The sequence below is a fragment of the Pseudomonas sp. CFBP 13711 genome (assembly GCF_014842265.1).
Taxonomy (GTDB): Bacteria; Pseudomonadota; Gammaproteobacteria; order Pseudomonadales; family Pseudomonadaceae; genus Aquipseudomonas.
This window is the reverse complement of the sequence record NZ_JACYVI010000017.1, coordinates 1-25042: the sequence shown is the minus strand read 5'-3', so window position 1 is coordinate 25042 and position 25042 is coordinate 1. Positions and strand designations below refer to the sequence as shown.

At 59.8% G+C, this 25042-nt stretch carries 21 protein-coding genes; 12 read left to right on the top strand and 9 right to left on the bottom strand.

The window, feature by feature from the left end:
• Positions 1-28 precede the first annotated feature (28 nt).
• The 6 genes from IFT47_RS24350 to IFT47_RS24325 all read left to right on the top strand — a co-directional run bounded on the left by IFT47_RS24350 (position 29) and on the right by IFT47_RS24325 (position 7297).
• On the top strand, positions 29-370 hold the full coding sequence (locus tag IFT47_RS24350) for a hypothetical protein (RefSeq protein WP_192171882.1): 342 nt from the start codon (positions 29-31) through the stop codon (positions 368-370).
• Positions 371-410: 40 nt separating this feature from the next.
• On the top strand, positions 411-1577 hold the full coding sequence (locus IFT47_RS24345; RefSeq protein ID WP_192171507.1) for a PQQ-dependent sugar dehydrogenase: 1167 nt from the start codon (positions 411-413) through the stop codon (positions 1575-1577).
• Positions 1578-2115: 538 nt separating this feature from the next.
• Positions 2116-4287 (top strand): TonB-dependent siderophore receptor, encoded by a 2172-nt coding sequence (locus tag IFT47_RS24340; protein WP_192171506.1) that lies wholly within the window; start codon positions 2116-2118, stop codon positions 4285-4287.
• Positions 4288-4402: 115 nt separating this feature from the next.
• Positions 4403-5722, top strand: coding sequence for an MFS transporter (locus IFT47_RS24335; protein WP_192171505.1), 1320 nt, complete (start codon positions 4403-4405; stop codon positions 5720-5722).
• Positions 5723-6115: 393 nt separating this feature from the next.
• On the top strand, positions 6116-6388 hold the full coding sequence (locus IFT47_RS24330) for a LuxR C-terminal-related transcriptional regulator (RefSeq protein ID WP_192171504.1): 273 nt from the start codon (positions 6116-6118) through the stop codon (positions 6386-6388).
• Positions 6389-6577: 189 nt separating this feature from the next.
• A complete protein-coding gene (locus tag IFT47_RS24325) occupies positions 6578-7297 on the top strand; it encodes a hypothetical protein (protein ID WP_192171503.1) in 720 nt (239 codons plus the stop codon).
• A gap of 19 nt (positions 7298-7316) precedes the next feature.
• On the opposite strand, the gene IFT47_RS24320 is transcribed toward IFT47_RS24325, so the two are convergent.
• On the bottom strand, positions 7317-8408 hold the full coding sequence (locus tag IFT47_RS24320) for a diguanylate cyclase (protein WP_192171502.1): 1092 nt from the start codon (positions 8406-8408) through the stop codon (positions 7317-7319).
• Positions 8409-8713: 305 nt separating this feature from the next.
• Here IFT47_RS24320 and IFT47_RS24315 point away from each other — a divergent pair, with 305 nt between their 5' ends.
• Entirely contained in the window at positions 8714-9349 is a 636-nt protein-coding gene (locus tag IFT47_RS24315; RefSeq protein WP_192171501.1) for a LysE family translocator, read from the top strand.
• A gap of 105 nt (positions 9350-9454) precedes the next feature.
• Positions 9455-10624 (top strand): RsiV family protein, encoded by a 1170-nt coding sequence (locus tag IFT47_RS24310; protein WP_192171500.1) that lies wholly within the window; start codon positions 9455-9457, stop codon positions 10622-10624.
• A 78-nt stretch (positions 10625-10702) separates the two neighbouring features.
• Here the strand turns inward: IFT47_RS24310 and IFT47_RS24305 are convergent, their stop codons facing one another.
• A complete protein-coding gene (locus IFT47_RS24305; protein WP_192171499.1) occupies positions 10703-11287 on the bottom strand; it encodes a polyribonucleotide nucleotidyltransferase in 585 nt (194 codons plus the stop codon).
• Between the two features lie 394 nt (positions 11288-11681).
• Here IFT47_RS24305 and IFT47_RS24300 point away from each other — a divergent pair, with 394 nt between their 5' ends.
• On the top strand, positions 11682-13358 hold the full coding sequence (locus IFT47_RS24300) for an NAD-dependent malic enzyme (protein ID WP_192171498.1): 1677 nt from the start codon (positions 11682-11684) through the stop codon (positions 13356-13358).
• Positions 13359-13420: 62 nt separating this feature from the next.
• Here IFT47_RS24300 and IFT47_RS24295 read toward each other — a convergent pair whose 3' ends face one another.
• The 3 genes from IFT47_RS24295 to IFT47_RS24285 all read right to left on the bottom strand — a co-directional run bounded on the left by IFT47_RS24295 (position 13421) and on the right by IFT47_RS24285 (position 16889).
• Positions 13421-14185 (bottom strand): 2-keto-4-pentenoate hydratase, encoded by a 765-nt coding sequence (locus IFT47_RS24295; RefSeq protein ID WP_192171497.1) that lies wholly within the window; start codon positions 14183-14185, stop codon positions 13421-13423.
• Between the two features lie 92 nt (positions 14186-14277).
• Positions 14278-15576 (bottom strand): MFS transporter, encoded by a 1299-nt coding sequence (locus IFT47_RS24290; RefSeq protein WP_192171496.1) that lies wholly within the window; start codon positions 15574-15576, stop codon positions 14278-14280.
• Between the two features lie 101 nt (positions 15577-15677).
• Positions 15678-16889, bottom strand: a complete 1212-nt coding sequence (locus IFT47_RS24285; RefSeq protein WP_192171495.1) for a pyridoxal-phosphate-dependent aminotransferase family protein — start codon at positions 16887-16889, stop codon at positions 15678-15680.
• 164 nt (positions 16890-17053) lie between these two features.
• Between IFT47_RS24285 and IFT47_RS24280 the strand changes: the two genes are divergently transcribed.
• Both IFT47_RS24280 and IFT47_RS24275 read left to right on the top strand, forming a co-directional pair.
• Complete coding sequence (locus IFT47_RS24280) at positions 17054-17779, top strand: GntR family transcriptional regulator (RefSeq protein ID WP_192171494.1); 726 nt, start codon at positions 17054-17056, stop codon at positions 17777-17779.
• A 25-nt stretch (positions 17780-17804) separates the two neighbouring features.
• Positions 17805-19058 carry a glycine hydroxymethyltransferase gene (locus IFT47_RS24275; RefSeq protein ID WP_192171493.1) on the top strand — a complete coding sequence of 418 codons (1254 nt, stop codon included), beginning with the start codon at positions 17805-17807 and terminating at the stop codon, positions 19056-19058.
• A gap of 389 nt (positions 19059-19447) precedes the next feature.
• Here IFT47_RS24275 and IFT47_RS24270 read toward each other — a convergent pair whose 3' ends face one another.
• Complete coding sequence (locus tag IFT47_RS24270; RefSeq protein ID WP_192171492.1) at positions 19448-20416, bottom strand: restriction endonuclease; 969 nt, start codon at positions 20414-20416, stop codon at positions 19448-19450.
• 363 nt (positions 20417-20779) lie between these two features.
• Between IFT47_RS24270 and IFT47_RS24265 the strand changes: the two genes are divergently transcribed.
• Positions 20780-21070: a hypothetical protein gene (locus IFT47_RS24265; protein ID WP_192171491.1), complete on the top strand. Its 291-nt coding sequence runs from the start codon at positions 20780-20782 to the stop codon at positions 21068-21070.
• A gap of 65 nt (positions 21071-21135) precedes the next feature.
• On the opposite strand, the gene IFT47_RS24260 is transcribed toward IFT47_RS24265, so the two are convergent.
• The 3 genes from IFT47_RS24260 to IFT47_RS24250 all read right to left on the bottom strand — a co-directional run bounded on the left by IFT47_RS24260 (position 21136) and on the right by IFT47_RS24250 (position 24219).
• Positions 21136-22050 carry an HNH endonuclease gene (locus IFT47_RS24260; protein ID WP_192171490.1) on the bottom strand — a complete coding sequence of 305 codons (915 nt, stop codon included), beginning with the start codon at positions 22048-22050 and terminating at the stop codon, positions 21136-21138.
• 139 nt (positions 22051-22189) lie between these two features.
• Entirely contained in the window at positions 22190-22723 is a 534-nt protein-coding gene (locus tag IFT47_RS24255; protein ID WP_192171489.1) for an REP-associated tyrosine transposase, read from the bottom strand.
• A gap of 248 nt (positions 22724-22971) precedes the next feature.
• On the bottom strand, positions 22972-24219 hold the full coding sequence (locus IFT47_RS24250; protein ID WP_037012114.1) for a ribonucleotide-diphosphate reductase subunit beta: 1248 nt from the start codon (positions 24217-24219) through the stop codon (positions 22972-22974).
• Positions 24220-25042 lie beyond the last annotated feature (823 nt).

Below are 25042 nucleotides of genomic sequence, written 5' to 3'. Positions count from 1 at the left end.
TCGTTACCCATCCCACAGAAGGTAAATGATGAACCCTTTTCCGCGACGCCTCGCCGTCGTCTTGCTCGGCGGGCTGTTATCCGCTGGCCTGGCGCAGGCTGATGATCACACCGCGCACTCGCCGCCGCTTCTGGCGGCCGCAGGGTATCCGAGCCGCTCGATCAATGTTCCCGACAACGGCGCCGTCCGCCGCGCCAACCCCAACAGCCGTCAGGGCACCGAATCCATCGCACCACGTGTCGGTGGGCCTAATATAGGGCCCACTCAAACCCGTCCGCCCACCCTTGAAAACGGTGGCATCGGCAACGGTTATCCGACCCGGCAACAACCTGCTCGACCTTCCAGCGATACCGAACGCCGCAGCAACTGAAACCACCGCCAGCATCTCTTCCATTTCGAAGGAATCGCCTATGTTGCGTACCACAACTCTCCGCAAAACCTTGCTAGCGACCTTATGCGCCTCCGCATTGTTGGGCCTCTCCGTGCAGGCCACAGCCGCGACCTACCAGAGCGAGACTGGCACGCTGACCGTCGATGAGGTCGTCGGCGGGTTGCAGCATCCGTGGGCCGTGGCGTTTTTGCCGAACGCCCAGGGCATGTTGGTCACCGAGCGTACGGGCAACCTGCGTCGCGTAACGCCTGACGGCAAACTGTCGGCGCCGATCTCCGGCGTGCCGAAGGTCTGGGTGCAGGGGCAGGGCGGTCTGCTGGACGTCGAGCTATCGCCGGATTTCGCCAAGGACCGCATGGTGTACCTGACCTACTCCGAGGCCGCGAGCGATGGCAAAACCGGCGGCACGGCGGCGGGGCGCGCAAGACTCTCGGAAGACATGACTCAACTGGAAGGCTTCACGCGTATCTTCCAGCAGCAACCAAAGCTGTCCGTGGGCAACCACTTCGGTTCGCGCATCGTCTTTGATCGCGACGGTTACATGTTCATCGCCCTGGGCGAAAACAACGACAAAGCCACGGCTCAGGATCTCGACAAGCTTCAGGGCAAGGTCGTGCGTCTGTACCCCGACGGCACCGTGCCCAAGGACAACCCCTTTGTCGGCCAGAAAAACGTGCGTCCGGAAATCTGGAGCTACGGCCATCGCAACCAGCAGGGGGCCGCGCTCAACCCCTGGACCGGCACGCTGTGGACCAACGAGCACGGCCCCCGTGGCGGCGACGAGATCAACATCATCGAGCGAGCCGCCAATTACGGCTGGCCGATCTCGACCTTCGGCATCGACTACAGCGGTGAGCCGATTTCCGAATCCAAAGGCAAGACCGTCGAGGGCGTGAAAAATCCCTTCCACGTGTGGGAGAAATCCCCGGGCGTGAGTGGCATGGCGTTTTACGACTCAAGCACGTTCAAGGCGTGGGACCACAACGTCTTCATTGGCGCGCTGGCGTCCGAGGAGCTGATTCGTCTGGAGCTCAAGGACGACAAGGTGGTGCACGAAGAGCGTTTGCTCGGTGAGCTCAAGTCCCGCATCCGCGACGTGCGGCAGGGGCCGGACGGGTATGTGTATGTGCTGACGGACGAGGACAACGGGAAGTTGTTGAAGGTGGGGTTGAAGGTAGAGCAATAGCCCTACCTTGAAATTATCGCCCAAACGCCTGATTAACTGCATCTAGTAGGACCCCCTTAAGCCGGGAAGGGGCCAGTACATTCGACGCATTTTTTCCGCCAATGCCGCAGTCTTCCCGGCTGAACCAGGTCCTACAAAAGCTCGTTCTTCAACATCGCGATGTCGGCCACAAGTGGACTGTGGGACCGGCTTTAGCCGGGAAGGGGCCGGTACATTCAACGCATTTGTTTCGCCAATGCCGCAGTCTTCCCGGCTGAAGCCGGTCCTACAAAAGCTCGTCCTGCTCACCATCTCTATTCCAGCCAGTAATGGACTGTGGGACCGGCTTTAGCCGGGAAGGGGCCAGTACATTCGACATATCTCTCTCATCAGTACCGCAGCCCTCCAGGCTGAAGCGGGTCCTGCAAAAATCACCTGCACACCGAATTCCAAGTCAATCCCGGTTGTAAAAACGCCGCGCAGAACGTAAAAGAGGCGCCGCCGAACTGGCTTGCGTTTCTCCCTGCCCGACTGTCCATCACCAGGAACTCACCCGCCGATGATCACCTCGTCCCGTCCCGCTGCCGGTTTCACCCGTCGGCTGTTGCCGCTGAGTATCGCTTTCGCTTCGCCGTGGCTGGCGGCTCAGGAAGCCGAGCCGGTGACGCTGGATGCGCTGCGGGTGACGGGGGAGCAGGAGTCGATCTATCAGGCGAGCAGCGCGTCGGTTGGCGGGTTCAGCGAAGCGCCGCTGCGCGATACGCCGGCCTCGATATCGGTGTTCACCGCCGAGCGGCTGAAGGACCAGCAGGCCAAGCTGCTCAGCGATGTCCTGCGCAACGACGCGTCGGTGGGCGACAGCTATGCGCCGGTGGGTTACTACGAGAATTTCGTCGTGCGCGGTTTCTCGCTCAATGCGGCCAACAGCTACCGCATCAACGGGCGCAGCATCACCGGTGAGCAGAACGTGGCACTGGAAAACAAGGAACAGGTCGAGCTGCTCAAGGGGCTGTCGGGCCTGCAGAGTGGCGTGTCGGAGCCTGGGGGTGTGATCAATTACAAGACCAAGCGGCCGGAAGACGTGCGCTCGGTGACGGTCTCGACCAACGAGCACGGCGAGCGCTACATCGCCACGGACGTCGGCGGCTGGTTCGGCAGCGAGAAACAATTCGGCCTGCGCGCCAACGTCGCCCACGAGGACATTCGCTCTTACGTCGAGCACGCCAATGGCCAACGGGATTTCGCCTCGCTGGCCTTCGACTGGAACATCAACGACCAGTCCACCCTGCAGCTCGACGTCGAATACCAGACCAAAGAACAGCGCTCGGTGCCGGGCTATCAGCTGCTGGGCGGCACCGAGCTGCCCCACGACGCCTCACCGCGCAAACTGTTGGGCTATCAAAGCGGCTCGAATCCGGTGGGCATCGACTCGCTGAACATGACCGGCCGCTACGAATACCGCCTCAGCGACGACTGGAAAGCCAGCCTCAGCGCATCTCGCAGCCGCGTGGTCATCGACGACTACAGCGCTTTCGCTTACGGCTGCTATTACCAGAGCGACTGCCCTGCCGAGCCGCTGACCGGGCACTTTACGCCGAGCGGCGGCTACGACATCTACGATTTCCGCAGCCCGGACGACACGCGGCGCAACGATGAAGTCGAAGCGTCGATGACCGGCCTGTTCGACACCGGCTGGCTGAAGCATGAGCTGACCTTCGGCAGCAGCGCGTTCCGGCGCACGGTCGACACTCGGCCATATTTCAGCGAATACGTCGGCTCCGGCAACATCCACGAGACGCCGGAAACCTTCGCGCCGTCGGAGCTGTCCGTGGGCCACACCGAACGGCGCCTGGACAGCCGGCAGTACGGGCTTTTCGCCACCGATCGCATCAGCTTCAACGAGCATTGGCAAACGGTGATCGGCGGGCGTGAAGTGAAGCTCGACGAAAAAGCCTACAACGAGGACGGCAGCGAGAACCGTCACACCGAGCGCTCGATCTTCCTGCCCCAGGCTGCGCTGATCTACAAACCGATTGACAACGTTTCGCTGTACACCAGCTACAGCAAAGGGTTGTCCCTGGGCGGCACGGCGTCGGTGTTCGACAGCAATGTCGGGGAAATCCTCGCGCCGACGATCTCTCGCCAACTGGAAGCCGGGGTCAAATACGACTGGCGCCGCATGAGCTTCACCGCAGCGGTGTTTCAAACCCGTCAGGCCTATCAGTATTCGAAACCCCAGGACGACGGCAGCCTGACTTTCGTCCAGCAGGGCCAGCAGAAGAACACCGGCGTCGAGCTGAGCGCCAACGGCTACGTGACCTCCCAGCTGCAGATGTCGGCCAGCGTCGCGGCCATTCGCGCGCGGGTTGAAGACAGCGGAACAGCGGCTTACGAAGATCATCAGGCGATCAACGTGCCCAAATTCCGCGGCAGTGTGTCAGCGGATTACGCACTGCCGATTCAAGGCTTGGCGCTGCTGGGCGGCGTGCAATACAGCTCCAGCAAGTTCGCCAACCGCGAAGGCTCGGTGAAAGTCGATGACTACGCGGTGTTCAACGCGGGCAGCCGCTACACGACAAAAATCGAGGGCTACGACACGGTCTTGCGCCTGACCGTCGACAACCTGTTCGACAAGCGCTACTGGCGCGACGCGGGCGAATACCTGGGGGACGATTACCTGTTCCTCGGCGCACCGCGTACGGCGCGGGTTTCGGCGACGGTGAATTTTTAAATCAGCCGCTGAAACGCGTCAGCCGTCAGCGATCCGCCCGCAAGCCGTCAGCTTTGTTATCCTGCGCGCCTTTGTCGCACCCGCGTGCGTTTCAACCTGTGATTTGGGGTCTTTCATGACAGCCATTCTTCGACCACGCCCACAACCCATCAGCCGGGGAGACTACAAAACCCTTGGCCTGGCGGCACTGGGCGGGGCGCTGGAAATCTACGATTTCATCATCTTCGTGTTTTTCGCCCTGACGCTCAGTCAGCTGTTCTTCCCGCCGGAAATGCCCGAGTGGCTGCGCCTGCTGCAAAGCTTTGGCATCTTCGTCACCGGCTACCTGGCGCGGCCGCTGGGCGGCATTCTGATGGCGCACTTCGCCGACAAACTGGGTCGCAAGCGCGTGTTCAGCCTCAGCATTCTGATGATGGCGCTGCCCTGTCTGCTGATCGGCGTGATGCCGACGTACGCTGAAATCGGCTACTGGGCACCGCTGATCCTGCTGGCGCTGCGCATCCTTCAGGGCGCGGCCGTTGGCGGCGAAGTCCCGAGCGCCTGGGTGTTCGTCGCCGAGCACGCGCCGAAAGGTCATCGCGGTTATGCGCTGGGTGTTCTGCAAGCTGGTCTGACTTTCGGTTACCTGATCGGGGCGCTGACGGCGACCTGGCTGGCGAAAGTGTTCAGCCACGCGGAAATCCTCGATTACGCCTGGCGCATCCCGTTTCTGCTGGGCGGCGTCTTCGGCGTCATCGGTGTGTGGCTGCGACGCTGGCTCAGCGAGACGCCGGTGTTCATGGCGATGCACGCCCAGCGCGAGGGCATGACTGAACTGCCGCTGCGCGCTGTCCTACGCCAGCACCGGCAATCTCTGTTGCCGGCTGCGTTGCTGACCTGCGTGCTGACCTCCGCCGTCGTAACGCTGGTGGTCATCACGCCTACGGTGATGCAGCAGCGCTTCGGCATGAGCCCTAGCGATACCTTCGCCCTGAGCAGCGTCGGCATCGTCTTCCTCAACATCGGTTGCGTGTTGGCCGGCATGCTGGTCGATCGCATTGGCGCCTGGCGCGGCGTGGTGCTGTACAGCCTGTTGCTGCCCATCGGTGTTGGCGTGCTCTACGCCAGTCTGGTCAGTCACTGGCTGCCGTTGAGCCTTGCTTACGCGGTGGCGGGCCTGGCCAGCGGTATCGTCGGCGTCGTCCCTTCGGTCATGGTCGGACTGTTCCCGGCGAACATTCGCGTCTCCGGCATCTCGCTGACCTACAACATCAGCTACGCGCTGTGGGCAAGCACCACGCCGCTGGCGCTGATCGCCTTGATGCCGTGGAGTCCGTGGGTGTGCGTGGGCTATTGCGTGATCATGGGCGCGGTCGGTCTGGTGACGGCCATGTTCTTCGGCCTGCGCAAGGGCATGCAGGTCGATGATCCGCGGGTAGTGCAGGCTGGAAACTGAGAGGGCAAAGGGCGTCGCAATGGCGCCCGTGTCGACTCGATGATGCGGATTTCAAATCCGTGCCATTACAGCTCAGATTGACCCGCTGATTTGTAACAGATGATTGTAATTATCATTTGCAGCGTTTATTGTCCCCGTCTATACAACTGACCCGCTTTTATATATCCACACGGCCTGCATTTGGGGCGTGTTCGAATACCTTGTCTGCGTGTTTAAGTAGGGATGCTTCGCAAATATCTGTAGGAAAATTTACTTGTTATTGTTCGGTTATTAACCGGGCTTGACCGTGTAAATGATTAAAGCGCTAAAAACCTGAATATCAATAAAAACAATGTCACGGCCCTGGCAGATGTAATGCCATGGCCGGCAAGTCGCGGAGACGGTTGAGGGCCAATGTTGGAAGAAGAACGCAAGCGCAAACGGTTGAACAAAGCCACTCCCCGAGAGCAGGAAGTCCTGCTTCTATTGCTGCAGGGGCATACCAACAAAGACATCGCGCAGCGGCTGGGGATCAGTGATTACACGGCCCGCGACCACGTTTCAGCGTTGCTGCGAAAGAACGAGGTGAAGAACCGCGCACAGCTCATTGCACTGCACATCACGGCGTCTCGAAAGAAAAAACTACTCCCACCCCTACATCTGACGGATTGTTCCGTTGAACGGTAAGTGCATAATTAACCCAATTTGATAACCAAACTTCCAATCCGTCGGCAGCGTGATTTGCTACGGTGAAGTTGATTTCGCGATGCGCGGTTTTCTGCGTTACTACTTCGCTGCCAGTGCTTTTTTGTTTTTTCAATAAAAGTGCTCGCCATGGCGCACCCAAAATAACAACCAATAATAAGGATGGAATCGATGACCCTTCAAATCGCAACCTCTGAGCCCTTGAAGCAAGCGTGCATCGATGCAGACTTTAATGTGGACGCCTCGTCCGCGTTTCAGCAATTGGTCGATGAGCAAAGCCGGCTGTCCCGAGACCAACTGAGCGAGCTGCACAAGCGATGGCTCGGGCCCCATGGCGTGTTTGCCACCTTCAGCGCAGAGGTCGAGCGACTGGGGCGTCAGGCTCCTGCGCTGGATGATCTCTCCAGCCTTGGCAGCGCAGAGCGTATGAACGAGGCCGAACGGGCGGTGGCCTTCGCGCTGGCGCAGAGCAATCGCCGGCGCGCGGTGAACAACCCGTTCGGCTCACGCTCGCGTCAGGACCTGTGCTGCGTGGTGTTCAACGAGACCGACGCATACACCTTGGCGGAGCGATACGCCGCGTACGAAGCCATGCGTCAGAGCGACTCGGATTTCTTCATCAAACTCATCGCCACCACCCGCGGCGTCACCGAGCGGCGCATCGTCTTTCGCGGCTTGCTCGAACATTACGACCGCTTGCTGCCGATCGAAAAAAGCATCTACCCCGAGGCCTACCGCGACGTGCAGCAAACGCATCTGGATCGGGAAGAAGGGCTGTATGGGCCGCTGATATTGGGCGACAGCCTGCACAATTTGCTGTCACTCATGACACCGCTTGAGCTGCTCAAGCAGGTTAAGGCACCTACCGATGCCATGGCCTGCAGTGAATAGCGAATCTTTCGGACCTCAATTACGTCGCTGACTCACCCAGCGCAGCACCCTCGCGCGCAGCCGCTTTGCTGGACGGCTGCGCTGGCGTGACCCGATTGCGCCCGGCGCTTTTTGCGTCGTACAGCGCCATGTCGGCTTCGTGGAGCCACATGCCGGCGTCGGTCTGGTGCGCGCCGTACGCCGCGACGCCGATACTCAGGCTCAGCTTGAGATCGGGCAGGGCCGAGTGGGCGTGCTCATGGACCGTGCGGCGCAGGCGTTCGAGTATCTCGATCGCCTGGGTCAGGGTGGTGTCGGGCAGGATGACGCAGAACTCGTCGCCGCCGTAACGGCCGGCCAGATCGGTCTGCCGCAGGCTGGCGGACAGCGCGTTGCTCAGTTGCTTGAGCACGTTGTCGCCGGTGATATGGCCGTAGGTGTCGTTGATGGTCTTGAAGTGGTCGATGTCGATCAGTGCCACGCTGTGCTGGCGATTGAGCGTCTGGCATTTATCGAACTCCAGCGCCAGTCGATCCTTCCACGCGCCGTGGTTCATGAGGCCTGTGAGGCTGTCGGTGGTGCTGAGCTTTTCCAGCGCTTTCTTGCTTCTGGACAGCTGCACGGCCACGCGATAACAGACCAGCCCGATGGCCATCGGGTAGATCACCAGCATGGGCAGGCAGGCGAAGACTTGCAGCTGAGTAACATGCGGAAACAACGCCGGCAGGAATATCTTGTACGCCACCAGTGCGCCTGCTACCTGCGCCAGCGAACCCAATACAAACAGACGCAAACCACCGGACGCGATGTTGTTCATCGCCATCATTGACAGCACCGTCACGGTGGGCAGCGGACTGATCCCCATCGCCCCCGCCCAGAAGCCGCCGCCCAGCGAGTCATAAATCATGTTGCGGCGTTCGGCGGCGTACGGGTGACGTGAACGCTTGGCGAGCAGGTAAGCCAGGTGCGGCCAGCCGTAACCGTGGGCGATCATGGCGATCCACACCCAGGCCGGCGGATGGGAAGGGTACAGCGCTGCAGCCACAGCGAAGAACCCAATACCCAGACCGATACTGCGCGGCAGGTACATGCGTCTGGCGAAGGAGAGACCTTTTGGGACCGAAGTGTTCATAGCGCTTCACCGGGTTGTGACGCTGCATCCCGACTGCCACATCGGTCACGACCAACGACTCCGAGTGTCCCTCGCCAACGGGACGCTGGGAAGAGCCCTTTGCCACTATTGAGCAAATAATTCACGCCGGCTGTCGCCACAGGGTGCTGTGATGCATGTGTCGTTTGGCTCAGCGTTGGGTGTCGTCTGTCATGGCGTGTTTTCCGGGCATCTGTGTATAGACCGTTCTACAAAGGTTGGCTGAAATGGGGCGGCAATTCGGCGCGGTCCGGATGCATATTCCGTCACGCCGGCAGGAGCCCACGATGCCCGAACTCTCGAACCTCATCGCTTTTTCCCTGATAGCCCTCGGTATGGTGCTGACGCCAGGGCCGAACATGATTTACGTCATTTCGCGATCCATCTCACAAGGGCGCAAGGCGGGGCTGATCTCCCTCGGCGGCGTGGCAGTCGGCTTTATCTTCTACATGCTCTGCGCGGCCTTTGGCATCACCGGCCTGGTCATGGCGGTCCCGTATGCCTACGACACACTGCGCATGGCGGGTGTCGTGTATTTGCTTTACCTCGCCTGGCAGGCTGTGAAACCGGGCGGTCGCTCGTCGTTTCAAGTGAGGGATTTGCCTCAGGACAGTAACCGACAGCTGTTCCTGATGGGCCTGATGACCAACCTGTTCAACCCCAAAGTGGCGGTGCTTTACCTGTCGCTGCTGCCGCAGTTCATCACCGTCGACAACGGCACCAGCGTGCTCAGCCAGTCGCTGATCTTGGGCAGCGCGCAGATTCTGGTGAGCCTGAGTGTGAATGCGACGGTCGCCATGGCGGCGGGCTCCATCGCCGTTTTTCTGACCCAGAAGCCCGGTTGGGCGACCGTGCAGCGTTGGCTGATGGGCACGGTGTTGTTCGGGTTTGCGGTGCGGATGGCGGCGGAGGGCAGGCGGTAACCGCGCTGTCACGCTTCGAGGAAATCACGGCTGGCCCTTGCCAGACGCTCCGCGATTCAGGAGATTACTGGCCCGACTCGTTAGCATCATCACAAAGGACGTCTGATGCCTGTTTCTCTCTCCGTTTTGCGTATCACCTGCCTCGCCGCGCTGATCGCGCCATTTACCCTGCACGCCGAGAATGCGGTCCATGTGCTGACAGGCACCTTGGGTAAATCGCCCATCGTCGTCGAGCTGGATCTCACCAGCGCTGAAGACGTGACGGGCCGCTATTTCTACGAGAAGTACCACAAGGACCTGCCGCTTTCCGGCACCTCGAAGGGCAATGACCTGATGCTGACCGAGGGCCTGAGCTACGACGACGAAGCCAAGTTGCCGAAGCTGGTCCTTCATAAAAATCCGGACGCGACCTGGACCGGGGATTGGAGCAGCAAGGGCAAGTCCTACAAGGTGCAACTGGCCGAGCGCGCCGTCACCGCACCGGATGCTTCCGCCGAACCGGGTTGGCAGGACATTTACAAACAGTCGACCTATGACTACCTGCGGCTCACACACCTGCCGCTCAAGGCAGACAAAAAAGCCACGTTCATGGGCCACGGGCTGCAATGGTGGGTGGAGCCGGAGTCGGGCGTCTCGATGTTTGAAATCACGTCGGGTTACGCGCCGGAGCGGGCCGCACGTATCAATCAGCAGCTGCGCTCGCGCTTGTGGCAGGAGGTTGTCAGCTACAACCAGTGCATGCTCAATGCCAGTCGCAACGGTGGTGATTTTGCGCAGACGGTCACGCCGCGCTTGCTGACGCCTGGCATCGTGAGCCTAAGCGTCTTCACCGATTATGATTGCGGCGGCGCGCACCCGGACTTCGGCGACTCGCCGCTGAATCTGGATGCCAGCACGGGGAAAGAGTTGACGCTGGAAGACGTGGTGTGGGTCGGCAAAGGCGCGCCGTTTCATTACGAACGTGATGAAGAAGGTGGTGTCAGTTTCGACACGTATTCGGACTACCGCGGCAAAGCCTTCGCCCCCTGGCTCGTTGAGCAGTTAAAAGCGGCGCACCCTGCAGACATGGTGAAGCCTGCTACCGAAGACGACTGCGACTACACAGACCCGTCGGTCTGGGAGTTTCCGTCGTGGTATTTCACTGAAAAAGGCATCGTGTTCGGCCCCTCTTTCGCTCGCGTCATGCGCGCGTGTGAAAGTCCCGAATGGTCGACCGTGCCTTACAGCGTGATCAAGGCGCATCCGGGCGGGACCAAACTGACGTTGCCGGAATGATCAGGCCCACGTGATCAGATTGATGATCTGACATCGCTGCTTTTTCGGCTGCAACCGCTGCCGCAAAAGCAGCAACTCTCACTTCCCGCCGGTCACACCCTTGACCACCTCGGCGTGGGCCTTGGCATCCTTCGCCAGGGAGATCACGTTCACCATCGCCGTGCGTTTGCCGTAGGCCGCGGTAATCGTCGTGCTCAGCACCCGACCGCCGTCTACGCTCCCTGAGATATCCAGCTGACGCATGCCGAGGCCTTTTCGTACGATTTTCTTCTCGCCCAGCTTCTTGAAGTCCTTGTAGCTGGACTGCTGCTGTTGCAGCGTGTCGGCGATGATGCCGTCGAGGGTTGGCTTGTCGTTGGCGCCGACCTTCTGGTCATTGGGCAGCGGCGCTTCGGTGATGATGACCACGCGCTTGGCTGGCTTGTTCATGTAGAGCGAGCCGGTGACGCCTGCAGCCCTGGCCTTGGCATCGATTTCTTCCATGGGGCCTTTGACGTAGTCCTTCGGCAGGGTGAAGGCAAATTTGCCGCCGAGCATCGCGACTTTTTGCCCAGAAGGTTTCGGCGCGGGTTTGGCTTTGGTCGCGGCCTGCGCGCCGACCATGCCCAGGCATGAAGCCAACGCGGTGCAGACCAGCAGGATTCTTAAACTGAACAAGCGCATTCCGACCACTCCTGGGGATGATTCCTACATAGGTCCGGCATTTTGCCTGAGGGTGATGGCAGGTTGATAGTCGTGAGGGTAAGGGTGTCAGCGGCAATCGTTAATGCCGGTCCGATGGGGCGAACGGGTATCTACGTAGGACCGGCTTCAGCCGGGACGAGGCCGGGATGTACAACACAAGATGTGCAGCGTGACGCCTGACGCCTTCCCGGCTAAAGCCGGTCCCACAGGGTGTGCGGCATGAGCCAATTCAATGGGTGTACGCGGTGTTTAGTGGGACCGGCTTCAGCCGGGAAGACGCCAGTTCAAGCACCGCAGATTTCCATTCGTGCATTGGCTTTCCAGGCCAAAGGTGTACATTGAATTCAAAATACAATAAGCACAGGAGACAGACATGACCCATGCCGCTGATCGCACCTTGCAAGTCCCTTTCGCCGGTCCCACGTTGTTGGGCACCCCACTTCTCAACAAAGGCACCGCGTTCAGCCTCGACGAGCGTGAAGCGCTGGCCCTGCAGGGTTTGCTCCCCGAACGCGTCGAAACCATCGAGCAACAGGCGAGCCGCGCCTACCACCAATACCAGGCCTGCGCGACCGATCTGGACAAACACATCCTCCTGCGCTCGATCCAGGATTCCAACGAAACACTCTTCTACCGCGTCGTCGACGACCACCTCGACGAGATGCTGCCGATCATCTACACCCCCACCGTCGGCAAGGTCTGCCAGGAATTTTCCCGCATCTACCGCAGCCATCGCGGCTTGTTCATCAGCATCGCCGACAAGGACCGCATCGACGAGATCCTCAACAACGTCACCAAAGACAACGTCAAAGTCATCGTCGTCAGTGATTGCGAGCGCATTCTCGGCCTCGGCGATCAGGGCGTCGGCGGCATGGGCATCCCTATCGGCAAGTTGTCGCTGTACACGGCGTGCGGCGGCATCAGCCCGGCCTACACGCTGCCGGTGGTGCTCGACGTCGGCACCAACAACCCGGCGCTGCTGGCGGATCCCCTGTATTTCGGCCGTGGCCAGGAGCGTGTTCGCGGCGCCGAATATGACGCGTTCGTGCAGGCATTCGTCGAAGGCGTCCAGCGTCGTTGGCCGGAAGCCATTCTGCAGTTCGAAGACTTCGCGCTGACCAATGCCATGCCGTTGCTCGCGCGCTTTCGCGATCAACTCTGCTGCTTCAACGATGACATTCAGGGCACCGCCGCCGTCACCGTCGGCACCTTGCTGGCCGCCTGCAAGATGAAGGGCCAGCGCTTGTCTGATCAGACTGTCGCCTTCGTCGGCGCCGGGTCAGCGGGTTGTGGGATCGCCGAGCAGATCATCGCCGCCATGCAGCTCGAAGGCTTGTCCGAAGCCCAGGCCCGCAGTCAGGTCTTTCTGCTCAACAGCAAAGGCCTGCTGACCGATCGCCAGCCGGACCTCTACGACTTCCAACAGCGACTGGCCCACTCCAGTGATTCACTCAGCGACTGGGATTTCAGCGCCGACTGGCCCTCGCTGCTTGAGGTGGTCAGCAACGCCAAACCCACGGTGCTGATTGGCGTGTCGGGCAAGGCCGGACTGTTCACCCAGCAGATCATCGAGACGATGCACAGCCACTGCCCGCAGCCGATCATCATGCCGCTGTCCAACCCCACCTCGCAGATCGAAGCGCACCCCAAGGACATTCTGCAATGGACCGACGGGCAGGCGCTGGTGGCGACGGGCAGCCCGTTTCTGCCTATTGAGGTGCTGGGCAAAACCTTTCCTATCGCGCAGTGCAACAACTCCTACATCTTCCCCGGCATTGGCCTCGGCGCCATCGCGAGCAAGGCGACCCGCGTCACCGACGGCATGCTGATGGCGTCGGCCCAGGCACTGGCTGAATGCGCAGCGACAGGGCAGATGCTGCCGCCGTTGCGGGATGTTCAAGCGGTCAGCAAACGCATCGCGTTCGCCGTCGGCATGGCGGCCCAGCGCGACAGTGTGGCGCCGCCGCAATCGGAAGATGAATTGTCAGCGGCCATCGAGAAGGACTTCTGGCAGCCGGTTTACCGGTCGTATGCCCGCCGCCCTGACTAAAAGCTTCACAGCAAAAAGAACCCGCCAGCTCGGCGGGTTTTTTATGGCAGCGAGGTAAAGCGTCAGGCCAGCGTCAATGAAACCGGTGGCAACCCGTCGATCTGTCCCAGCACCTCAGCCATGCCCTGGGCGAAATGCATGCCGGTATAAGAACCCGTGGTGACGACGAAATCCTCGGGCAACGGCAGACCGTTCAGGGTGTGATGGTTGACCAGCCACGGCAACAACCGGCGCGGGTCGCCCGCAGGATTGGCGACCTTCGACGGCACAACGCTCTCGCCATTCAGCGTGAATGAAAGCGTCGGTTCAACGAAGGGAAAGGACGCGTCGTAGGGTACGAAATCACCCACCACCAAGGCGCCGTGGTTAAGCAGATCGGCGAGTTGCGTCAGTGGCTCGATCTTCGGCCACGCCGCGAACCGGCTGGAGACCACCTCGATGGACGCTGCCATCTCGCCAATGCCGGCCATGACCTCCTCGTCGCTGTACGCCTCATCCCGAGGGCTGAAGGTGCGGTTGAAGCGGAAGGCGATCTCCAGCTCCAGACCCACTGGCGGATAGACGCTGCGGTCCAGTGTGCCGGTCGACGGGAACAGGCAGTCGCGGGGCAGGGGCGAGCCCTGAATCGGCCCGTCCGTGGACTTCGAACCAATCTTCCAGCCGCCCGCTTCAACGCCACGCAAGCGCAGGATTTTCTGTTGCGTGAGGTACGCCGCGTCGCGGTCTGTCGGGTTCAGGTCGAATTCCAGCTCGCCTAACAGGCTGCGCTTGTTCTGCGCATCGACGATCAGCTGCGCCAGGCGCGAAGGTTGGGTGTCAGTGTCCAAAAGGGTTCTCCGGTGAAGGGGTTCGATTGCAGCGTGCGGGGCTGAAGCTTCATGGATCAGATCGCCGCCCGAAGGCGGCTTCTGTTGTGGCTTTATTTACTGACCACCGGCGCCGGTTCCGCACTCGGTGTCAGAGGCGCGGCCGGCTGCCCATATTCAAACCGGTTCTGCGGCTTCATGCGGAACGACAGCACGACGCCAATCGCCAGCAGAACAATGCTGACCAGAAACGGCAGCTGCCAGTTGCCAAACTTGTCGATCAACAGACCGGCGGCCACCGGGCTGACGATGGCGGCCATGGCCGATCCAGTGTTCATCATGCCGCTCGCGGTGCCGCAATGGTCCGGCGCGATGTCCATCGGAATCGCCCACATCGGGCCGATGGTCATCTCCGAGAAGAAAAACCCGATGGCCAGGCAGGCCAGGGAAATGTGCATGTCCTTGGTGAACATCAACGGCACCAGCGACAGCAGCGTCAGGCCAAGGCACACGGCGACCATCAGGCTGCGCGCCTTGTTCAGGTCCTTGGTCCGCGTATAAATGCGGTCGCTGACGATGCCGCCCAAGGTGTCGCCGACCACGCCACCGAAGAACACCGTCGACGCGAAAATCGCCGTGCCCTTCAAATCCAGGCCCATGTTCATGAAGTACATCGGCACCCAACTGAGCAGCAGCCACAGCGTCCAGCCGTAGCAGAAGTAAACGATGGTGACTGGGGCCATACGCTTGAACAGGCGACCCCACGGCAGCACGACGCTGGATTTCACTTTCGGCGGCGGCAGGGTGCCCAGTTCCTGCTTGGAGATGTGCGGGTGGTCTTTCGGATGCTCGGTGAACACCGCCATCCACAGGATGACCCAGACGAAGCTGGTGGCCGCGCAGACATAAAACGATTCGCGCCAGCCATACGTGGCCATCACCGCGATCATTGCTGCTGGCGCCAGTGCATTACCGAGGCGGGCGAAGGCGTGGGTGATGCCTTGGGCGAAGCCGCGTTTTTCCTTCGGGATCCAGCGGGACATTGCCGCCGTTGCTGCGGGGAACGTCGCGCCTTCACCGAGGCCGAGGAGTATCCGCGCGACGATCAGCGAGACGAAACCGCCGGCCAGGCCGGTCAGCACCGTGGCGCTGGCCCAGATCAGCCCGCACACCACCAGCGTTCGCTTGGCGCCGAATCGGTCGCTGACCCAGCCGCCGATGATTTGGAAGATCAGATAGGGGTACGCGAAGGCCGAGAAGACGATGCCGATCTCGGTTTTGCTCAGGTTGAACTCTTTACCGAAACCGACCGCGGCGGTGCTGACGTTGACGCGGTCCAGGTAGGTAATGAAATACATGGCGCACAGCATGAACAGCACCACCGTGGTGGGGCGCAGACGTAAAAACTTCATGTGCTATCTCCAGTTTCTTATTGTGTTCGCTGACAACGCGATGATTCGGGATAGTGAGATGTGTCAAAAACGCTGCGGGCGTGCCGCAGCGGGGTGTGGCATTAGTCGCGTCGCAGCGGCACCGATTGCCCTCCCAGGTAATCCATGGCGGCCAGAACGCCGCTGGACTGAAGTTTTACGCCGGCCATCTGCAGGCCCATTTCGCAGCCGGTCAGGGTGGCCATCAGCATCAGGTCGTTGCAGTCGCCCAAGTGGCCGATGCGGAACATGCGGCCTTTCATCTTGCCCAGGCCGGTGCCCAGGGACATGTCGAAGCGCTCGTAAATGGTCTTGCGCACCTGGTCGGCGTCGATGCCTTCAGGCGTCATCACGCCGGTGAGCACGGGGCTGTAAACGCTCGGGTCGGCGCACTGGATTTCCAGGCCCCAGGCGGTCACGGCGGTGCGACAGGCCTTCGCCAGGCGGTTATGACGGATGAACACGTTGTCCAGGCCTTCGCCGAGGATCATGTCCAGCGCTTCGGACAATCCGTACAACAAGTTGGTGTTCGGCGTGTAGGGCCAGTAACCGGTCTTGTTCATCTCGATGATCTCGTCCCACGCCCAGAAACTGCAGGGCAGACCGGCACTTTTACTGGCCTCGATGGCTTTGGGCGACAGGGCGTTGAAGCTGATGCCCGGCGGCAACATCAGGCCCTTCTGCGAGCCGGAAACGGTCACGTCCACGCCCCACTCGTCATGACGATAGTCGGCGGACGCCAGGCCGGAGATGGTGTCGACCAGCAGCAGGGCAGGGTGGCCCGCCGCATCAATGGCCTTGCGCACGGAAGCGATATCCGAAGTCACGCCGGTGCTGGTCTCGTTGTGCACGACGCAGACCGCCTTGATGCGATGCCCGCCGTCAGCGCGCAGGTGGTCTTCGATCATTTGCGCATCGACGCCACCGCGCCAGCCCTCAATGCCGGGCCGACCAATGAACTGCGGCTTGAGGCCGAGACTCAACGCCATCTTCTGCCACAGCGTCGCGAAGTGGCCGGTCTCGAACATCAACACTTCGTCGCCCGAACTCAGGGTGTTGCACAGCGCCGCTTCCCAGGCACCGGTGCCCGACGCGGGATAAATCACCACCGGATGCACGGTCTTGAAAATCTTCTTGATGCCTTCCAGCACCTTGAGCCCCAGCGCGCCGAACTCCGGGCCGCGGTGGTCAATGGTGGGGTAACTCATCGCGCGAAGGATGCGATCCGGCACCGGGCTAGGCCCCGGAATCTGAAGGAAGTGGCGACCGGCGGGGTGGAAATCGAGCTTCAGCATCGGTGTCTCCTTGTCTTTTTATAATTTTGTATTTTGAATTCAAAATTAACCTAGCACAGGGCGATGCTGTGTCAAACGGCCTAACTGCGCTAATCTTTCCAGCGAACTGGAGCATTTTCGAATAAGGACTCCTTGCCAGAGCGGGTCCAGGAAGGATGTATTGAATGCAAAATACTGAAAAAATGAGCGCACAGCCCGACGCCCGGCCAATGCCTAAAGTCGAACGCCAGCGCCTGCACGACATCGTCATCGATCACCTGCGCGGCTTTATCACCGAAGGCGTGCTCGCCCCAGGCACCAAGCTCAACGAGCGCGAGCTGTGTGAAACCCTCGGCATCTCCCGCACGCCGTTGCGCGAAGCGCTGAAAGTGCTGGCCGTGGAGGGGCTGATTGAAATCAACCCGAACCGGGGCGCCAGCGTTGCCCGCATGTCGGAGCTGGAGATCCGCGAAACCTTCGAACTGATGAGCGGCATCGAAGCCTTCGCCGGGGAGCTGGCCTGCGAGCGCATCACTGCCCAGGAAATCGACGACATCAAGGCGCTGCACTACGCCATGGTGGTCAGCAAAAACCAGAACGATCTACCGGGTTACTACCAGCGCAACCGCGCCATCCACGACCTGATCAACCTGGCCGCGCGCAACTCGGCGCTGCGTCAGGTCTACCTGTCGCTGAACCGGCGCATCCACGCCTTACGCTTTCTGTCCAATCACCAGGCCCCGAAGTGGGACCGCGCACTTCACGACCACGAAGAGATGATCGAGGCCCTGCAAGCCCGGGACGGCAAGCGCCTGAGCAGCATCCTGCGCCACCACCTGCTGGAAAAACGCGATGCCCTGATGCTGCTGGTCAGGGATGAGTCCGAGCACCCGGACTCCATTCGCCGCTGACTCATCATCAAGGAAGCTGCCGACCATGCCCCGCGATCTCAATGCCTTGCTCGCCGCCTGCGCCGACCGGTTGCCGCAACTGGAAACCCAGCGCCTGATGCTCTATGCCGGCGCCAACCTCCCCAGCGCCCGCGCCATCGCCGCGTACAACCCCGCGCTCAGCGCCTACCCGGCGATGGGCCCGACCGGCCACAAAGAACAGCCAGACACCGAACTGGTCAGCGAGCTTGAAACATTCACAAGCCAAGCCGCCATGACTCTGTTCGGCGCGGCATGGGCCGAAGTCCGCCTGGCCAGTTGCACCCTCGCCAACCTGGCCATCTTCCACGCCTACTGCCGACCGGGCGACAAAGTGCTGGCACCCGCTGCCGAGCACGGTGGGCATCTGAGCCAACGCCGTGGCGGGACTGCAGAATTGGCGGGTCTGGTGGTTGAAGAACTGCCGTTCGACCGCCGCAACTGCCAGCTCGACGCAGCGCGCGCGGCGGAAATGATTACCCAAACGCGGCCCAGGCTCGTCGTGCTCGGACGCAGCGTCATGATCAAGGCCGACGACATCGCCCCAGTGGTCAGCGCGGCCCGCGCGGTCGGCGCCAAAACACTGTTCGACGCCTCCCACGTGCTGGGCCTGATTGCCGGCGGCACGTACCCCAACCCCTTTGACGCCGGTGTCGACCTCATCAGCAGCTCCACCTACAAAACCCTGCCCGGCCGCACGCAAGGGCTGGTGCTTGGCCGCGACCCGGACGATGCAATCGCTCTGCGCGAACTGCTCGACACCCGGATGATCGCCAACTACGACGCCGGTCGGCTGCCTTCCCTGGCGGTCACCCTCACCGAAGCCCAGGCTACTTGCCGCGAATATGCCGCCAGTATTGTAGGCAACAGCGCGGCGCTGCATCGCGCGCTGGTCGATGCGGGTTTGCCTGTCATAGGGGCGAATGACGGCGAGGTGCACACCCATCAACTCCTACTGCCGCTGTCACTTGATGCTGATCCGCGCGCTGTGATGCATGCGTTGCAAGCTCAGGGGATTCTCATCGGCACCTGCGTCGATCCTTCCCGCGCTGGGCATCAGGCGCTACGGCTTGGCACGCAATTCATCACGCGGCAAGGCATGGACGCGCTGGATATGCTGGATGTGGCGCGACTGCTGGGTGATGTTTTGCACGTTGGCGCTTGCGGTCGGCTGCATGCTCGGTCGGTTGCTGATACGGCGCAGATAGCAGATCGGATTCAGCAAATCCTGAGCAAAAAAAAGCCGCTGGGGAGCGGCTGAAGTTTGGAGCTTGGAGGCACCACGTCGGGAGCAACGACGTAGCGAAACGACAGAAACAAAATGCTAAAAGCTGATCAGGCGTTTGACGTTCTCCGGCTTGGGTGTGGGTTTCCATCGTTCCCGCGCTGGGCGGGTTCGATGGGGTGAAGCCACTTTAGGAACGATGGGCGGCAGGGGCAAATGAAACCCGGGTAACTATTTGTTAGCGAAATTGTTATGTGCGGGGAGGGGGCGGGGCGGGAACTTTTTGGGTATGCCAGGCGGGGTTATTCGTTGGTCTCTTGTTGGTGCGGCGGTACTGCGGTGCGCTGGTTGTTGATGAGTTGGCTGTGGGCGTAAACTTTGTGGGCAAGACGTCAGGCTTGGGCTGACGTCCTATTCTGCGGTTTTTACTTCACCGTCATCGGCGCGAAAATCGGCCGGATGCCACGGCATTTTGGATAAGCCACACAGCCCCAGAAATTCCCGCCGGCGTTGGCGCCGGTTCTCGCGACACGTATCACCATGGTTTTGCGGCAGTGCGGGCAGAGGGGCGCAGCAGGTTCAGGCTCGGCTTCTCGTGTGGCGGGTTGCGTCGCTGTTGGAGTTGGCGCTTGAACCGGAGCTGGAGCGGGACTTGGAGTAACCACCACCTCCGGCTCAACGATTGCTGGCTCGACACGCTCAGCCACCACCTCGACGGTTGGCCCTGGACCAGGCTTCTTCGCCTCGGCGATCCACTGCTTCAACACCGATCCATCGACCAGTTGCACATTGCGCCCCGCCGCAAAATCCCTCGCCGGTTTGGTGAACGTCCCGCTGGTGACCACGAAACCGCCGACAGCGCCTTCAGCCGCCATCGCGCCATACAACTCCCGCACCACCGGCACACCGACCTGCACTGATCGCCATTGCTTGCACTGCACCACGTACGTCTCGCCGTCCTTCCGCGCGATCAGATCAATGCCGCCGTCTGGTCCGTTTTTGCCTGTTTCTCGTACTGAGTAGCCGCGCCGGCGTAAGGCTTCACCTACCAGTAATTCGAACTCGTGCCAGGTGGTGCTCAGTAGTGGGTTGCCTTTGGCGGTGGCGGCGGATTCGAGGAGATTGCGGCGTTTGCGACGGCCGATGATTGAGGCGATGGCGCCGGCGGTGAGTATCAGGGGAACAAAGAATTGCCCGAAAGTGGCCATGCCCCGAAAGGCCGACGCGGAAACCATCTTGTCGAAATGGCGCGGATCTAGGTTTGTAGGGAGCGGAGCAATGGCCACCGAGTGCAGCCACATTGCCGACGCCACGGCGAGAACAGCACTGATCCACCAAGGGAGCTTGCTGGCGAGAAAAATGAGGGCTTCTAGATTGGAGGTTTTCTTGGCCATATCCGTGGTCTTTTCTTGAGTCCGTTGTGGTGGAAGTTTGGTGAGCGCTGCTGAACCTGTAGGAGTGAGCTTGCTCGCGATGCGGCGTGGCAGATGTCAGCGTATCGGCGAGTTGATTCGTTGCAATAGGGCTTAGGTCCTTTTGCCTATCCCTCACATCTGGAGCGCTCCACACACACCCTTCGCGTTTCGCAAATGCACCCAGGAGGAGGCTACCGGAATGAAGCAAGTCGTCTATGAAACTTACCGTAAACGGTTTACGGAAAAGTCAGAAAATCCATAGAGAAAACTCATTGTGATGGCTCAATGATGTCATGGTACAAGGCTGCACGGAATCTTCGTCCGTACAGCTAAGGAATGGCCATGAGAAATGTAGGACTCAGCTTCATTGCAGCGCTCGCGCTCCTCTCCGCTTTTACCGTCTCCGCCAAAGAAATCCGACTCACCGATGACGCGATAGCGCAGATCCTCATTGAGGACTCAATCTCTTCCTATCCCAAAAATTGTCCATGCCCTTATAACTCGGCTAGCAACGGCAGCCGCTGCGGCAAACGCAGCGCCTATAACCGTGCAGGAGGGTATGCGCCTTTGTGCTTCAAAGAAGATGTAACAAAGGGCATGGTTCAGGAGTATCGGCAGCGGATGAAGGGTTGAATTGCTAGTTAATGCAGCTTGAGCTGGATGTTCTCAATGCTGTTTGTCACTTCCTGAAACCCCGCTCAATATGATTTTAGAGCGTTGAAATGCCACCTTAGCGCATCCGCATTGGGCCGGTCGAATACGTCTTCAGGAAGACTGATCGGCTGATCTCGCAATGCCTCGTACTCGCTGCCCTCTAAACCTTCGGCTAGCTTGACGACCAGCTTGGTCGGATCTACCCAACACAAGCCAAGATCAAATAGGGTGTGAATGTCAGCGCGGAGTAGCAGGCCATTGCTGACGACGTTCGTGTCAGCTCCCTGATAAGGGACGATATGAGCAGCTTCCAGCAGGGCCTCTATTTCGCACCCCGTCACTGCGCATCTGTAGTTGTAAGCTCTGAGCAAAGTTGATCGAAATTTACTCTGTCCTTTGCGACGAACTATGGATGCAAGCACTTTCGTACGGGCATCGACGATGTTTTTAGGGTTGAATTCGCCTGCCGTTTGTAACTTCGCTTCGATAAACGAGCTGGTCAGCGTTGGGCTGCTCGCTTGAATGAGGGTGAAGCTCGTAGGGAGTGACCCTGACCGGCTTTGGTAAAGAAATTTGCCTTTATAAGTGAAGCCGGCACCCGGGTGCTCGAATTTATTCTTGCGATAAAAAAGGAGTAGTTCTAGCCCTCGTTCGACGTGCTCTTCCAAAAGATGGTCGGTGCCTCCCTGCGTCTGCCCTTCCATGTGCAGTATGTCGCCAGTAAGAAGATCATCATATTGAGTACGGTCTGCCGTTTTTTGCTCGGTGACGAAAAGCCAAACTGAATCGAACGCTGAAGGCTTGAAGATCCCGTTGTTGATACTAGAGGCAGTTATGGAGAAGAGGTCTCGCAAGTCATTTCGCGTGTAGACGTGCCCCTCTTGGAGAAGCTCCGAGGCATAGACGCCGGTGGAGACCGCAGCCGGTTTTTTTCTTGCCACAACGTAGTCCTTTTCCATGCCCTTTGTAGGAAAGGAATGTTGCGGCAATGAAGGGTCTTGTTACAACTGGTTTACACCATCTGGAATTACCAGCGAGTGTGAACATGATCGTTCCCACGCTCCGCGTGGTAATGCAGCCCGGGACGCTCCGCGTCCATCAGTACCAACGCTGCACGTCGATCAGCCCTTTCTCCCCTTGGTAATCCCGCGCACTCGAATATCGCCATTGCTCCCCCAAGTCCACATACCCTCGCTTCACCGGGTTCTGATGTATGTAGTCGAGCTTTTGCTGCATGACACTCTCGCTGTAGACCATTTCCGCATGAACGCCTTCCTGCCAGACCTGATAAACACGGTCGACCTTATGCGCGCGCTTAGCGAATCGAAGTCGCTGAAGAGTGCTTTCAGCATGCGCGAGTTGGAGGTAGTCGATGATGTTTCGCGCCGTGTAGGACTTGAAGCCAGCCACGGATTTTGCGAGGTCTGGAGACTGAGCGAGATAGTGAAGGTGATTTTCTAAAACGACATACCCATAGAGCTGTAGACCTTGATTCGCTTGTTGAAAGCGCCACGTGTTGAGCACGATATCGACCAAGGCCGGGCGGGTGAAGAGCGGTAGCCATTCAACGATTGTGCAGGTCAGGAAGTGAGGTTTGTCGATTTCAGTAATCGTGTAGCGGCTTCGGCCCATGGATTCATCCTTTAACCTGAAATGGGGGCGGAGCGTTGGAGGCTAGTGGAGGCGAGCGGTTGGTAGAACCGGGTTGGTGTTGCTGGGTGCTTCAGATTGGTTAGTTAGCTCCGGCGCGATGGACGCGGAGCGTCGAGGGCTGCATTCCCACGCGGAGCGTGGGAACGATCAGGCAGTCAGCAGCGCAATAAAAAGGGCCACCATTTCTGGCAGCCCTTTCGTGTGCAGCTCACTGAGTCGAGATCAAATCAATCCCAGCTCAAAGCCCCACCCGTCTGATACTCAATAACCCGCGTCTCAAAGAAGTTCTTCTCTTTCTTCAAGTCCATGATCTCGCTCATCCATGGGAACGGGTTCGTGGTCCCTGGATACTCTTCCTTCAGACCAATTTGCGACAGACGACGGTTCGCGATGAACTTGAGGTAGTCCTCCATCATCGCTGCGTTCATGCCGAGTACGCCGCGGGGCATGGTGTCGCGGGCGTATTCGATTTCCAGTTGGGTCCCTTGCAGGATCATCTGGGTTGCTTCTTCCTTCATTTCGGCGTCCCACAGGTGTGGGTTTTCGATTTTGATCTGGTTGATCACGTCGATGCCGAAGTTCAGGTGCATGGACTCGTCACGCAGGATGTACTGGAACTGTTCTGCGACGCCGGTCATTTTGTTGCGGCGACCCATGGAGAGGATCTGGGTGAAGCCGCAGTAGAAGAAGATGCCTTCCAGAACGCAGTAGTAGGCGATCAGGTTGCGCAACAGTTCTTTGTCGGTTTCGACGGTGCCGGTTTCAAACTTCGGATCGGAGATCGAGCGGGTGTATTTGAGGCCCCAGGCTGCCTTTTTGGCGACCGACGGGATCTCGTGGTACATGTTGAAGATCTCGCCTTCGTCCATGCCCAGCGATTCGATGCAGTACTGGTAGGCGTGGGTGTGGATCGCTTCCTCGAAGGCCTGGCGCAGGATGTACTGGCGGCATTCAGGGTTGGTGATGAGGCGATACACGGCCAGCACGAGGTTGTTGGCAACCAGGGAGTCGGCGGTGGAGAAGAAGCCCAGGTTGCGCAGGACGATGCGGCGCTCGTCGTCGGTCAGGCCTTCCGGGTCTTTCCAGAGGGCGATGTCCGTGGTCATGTTGACCTCTTGCGGCATCCAGTGGTTGGCGCAGCCGTCGAGGTATTTCTGCCAGGCCCAGTCGTACTTGAAGGGCACGAGCTGGTTGAGGTCTGCGCGGCAGTTGATCATGCGTTTTTCGTCGACCGCGACGCGGGCGGCGGAGCCTTCGAGTTCGGCAAGACCTTCAGCGACGTCCAGTTTGTCCAGCGCGGCTTTGGCGCGGGCAATGGCGTCGGAGTCGTTTGCGCTGACGGCACGGGCTTCAAGCGCAGCAGCACCACCGGCGCTGTCGAGTTTGTCCATCGCGGCTTCGGAAGCGTGGCCGGCGTTGGCGCCTTTGGCGGGTTCAGCGGCGTCTTCTTTGTCGAATTCGTCCCAGCTCAGCATGGTGAGGAGGCTCCTGCTAGAGGACCGGTTTTACGCGGCCTGTGGATTTGAGTAATCGGTTTGCTGCCGTTGTGACACGGGTCACGCCATACAGCGGTCGAGAGAGGGCTCTCTGAAAATCTAGGTATTCGGTGTTCCGGTTGACGTTGTCAGGCGCTAGGCCTGTCACCCGGGAGAGGAGCAAAACGCTGACGCGGCAAACGCACGGTGACCATAGGAATCCGGTCGGCTTTGGGTGCGCAGGTGGTCATGGCGTTGTCCTTGATTGGGGGGCGCGAGTATACGGAAATTTGCTCCGTACGTCTTTGCTGCGACCCTTTTGTCTGTCATTTCAGCGACTGTTCGGATTGGCGAATCAGTGCTGGATTGTTCTTGACCTGTCAACGATTCGATGCTTCTGAATCGCCTATCTAGTGGTCTGTGGCGTAAGAATACACACGATATGGTATTGGAGGGAATGAGTATTTCGACATGTGAGCGCGTTCGTGACGCAGGTCAGTGTGCGACAAACGACCTCAACCTTGGAGAGCCCCGTGATACGTGAGCTTCGGCCGAAGACCCTCCGATAAGGCGCTCAATGGAGTCATCGCCGACCTGACAAATGGTGTCGGCATCTGCGCCCCGCAGACGGGGGATGCTTATTCAGGCGAAGCGCCAATCGTCCCCCCAACACACCGCTCAAACACCCGCACCATCCCCTCATAATCACACCCCACCGCATCCACATTCGCCCGTATCCATTTGAAGTGGTCAACTTTTTCCGGACACCTCAATCGGTGATTGTCAGACCGCTTGCCGCTCGTACTGATTGGGCGTCATGTTG

Coding starts and splice junctions, on each gene's coding strand:
- IFT47_RS24305 (WP_192171499.1), bottom strand. CDS start 11,287: ATGCGCTTGTTCAGTTTAAGAATCCTGCTGGTCTGCACCGCGTTGGCT.
- IFT47_RS24275 (WP_192171493.1), top strand. CDS start 17,805: ATGCCCCGCGATCTCAATGCCTTGCTCGCCGCCTGCGCCGACCGGTTG.
- IFT47_RS24260 (WP_192171490.1), bottom strand. CDS start 22,050: ATGGAAAAGGACTACGTTGTGGCAAGAAAAAAACCGGCTGCGGTCTCC.
- IFT47_RS24345 (WP_192171507.1), top strand. CDS start 411: ATGTTGCGTACCACAACTCTCCGCAAAACCTTGCTAGCGACCTTATGC.
- IFT47_RS24255 (WP_192171489.1), bottom strand. CDS start 22,723: ATGGGCCGAAGCCGCTACACGATTACTGAAATCGACAAACCTCACTTC.
- IFT47_RS24250 (WP_037012114.1), bottom strand. CDS start 24,219: ATGCTGAGCTGGGACGAATTCGACAAAGAAGACGCCGCTGAACCCGCC.
- IFT47_RS24315 (WP_192171501.1), top strand. CDS start 8,714: ATGCCCGAACTCTCGAACCTCATCGCTTTTTCCCTGATAGCCCTCGGT.
- IFT47_RS24330 (WP_192171504.1), top strand. CDS start 6,116: ATGTTGGAAGAAGAACGCAAGCGCAAACGGTTGAACAAAGCCACTCCC.
- IFT47_RS24350 (WP_192171882.1), top strand. CDS start 29: ATGAACCCTTTTCCGCGACGCCTCGCCGTCGTCTTGCTCGGCGGGCTG.
- IFT47_RS24300 (WP_192171498.1), top strand. CDS start 11,682: ATGACCCATGCCGCTGATCGCACCTTGCAAGTCCCTTTCGCCGGTCCC.
- IFT47_RS24320 (WP_192171502.1), bottom strand. CDS start 8,408: ATGAACACTTCGGTCCCAAAAGGTCTCTCCTTCGCCAGACGCATGTAC.
- IFT47_RS24310 (WP_192171500.1), top strand. CDS start 9,455: ATGCCTGTTTCTCTCTCCGTTTTGCGTATCACCTGCCTCGCCGCGCTG.
- IFT47_RS24340 (WP_192171506.1), top strand. CDS start 2,116: ATGATCACCTCGTCCCGTCCCGCTGCCGGTTTCACCCGTCGGCTGTTG.
- IFT47_RS24265 (WP_192171491.1), top strand. CDS start 20,780: ATGAGAAATGTAGGACTCAGCTTCATTGCAGCGCTCGCGCTCCTCTCC.
- IFT47_RS24335 (WP_192171505.1), top strand. CDS start 4,403: ATGACAGCCATTCTTCGACCACGCCCACAACCCATCAGCCGGGGAGAC.
- IFT47_RS24285 (WP_192171495.1), bottom strand. CDS start 16,889: ATGCTGAAGCTCGATTTCCACCCCGCCGGTCGCCACTTCCTTCAGATT.
- IFT47_RS24270 (WP_192171492.1), bottom strand. CDS start 20,416: ATGGCCAAGAAAACCTCCAATCTAGAAGCCCTCATTTTTCTCGCCAGC.
- IFT47_RS24290 (WP_192171496.1), bottom strand. CDS start 15,576: ATGAAGTTTTTACGTCTGCGCCCCACCACGGTGGTGCTGTTCATGCTG.
- IFT47_RS24280 (WP_192171494.1), top strand. CDS start 17,054: ATGCAAAATACTGAAAAAATGAGCGCACAGCCCGACGCCCGGCCAATG.
- IFT47_RS24325 (WP_192171503.1), top strand. CDS start 6,578: ATGACCCTTCAAATCGCAACCTCTGAGCCCTTGAAGCAAGCGTGCATC.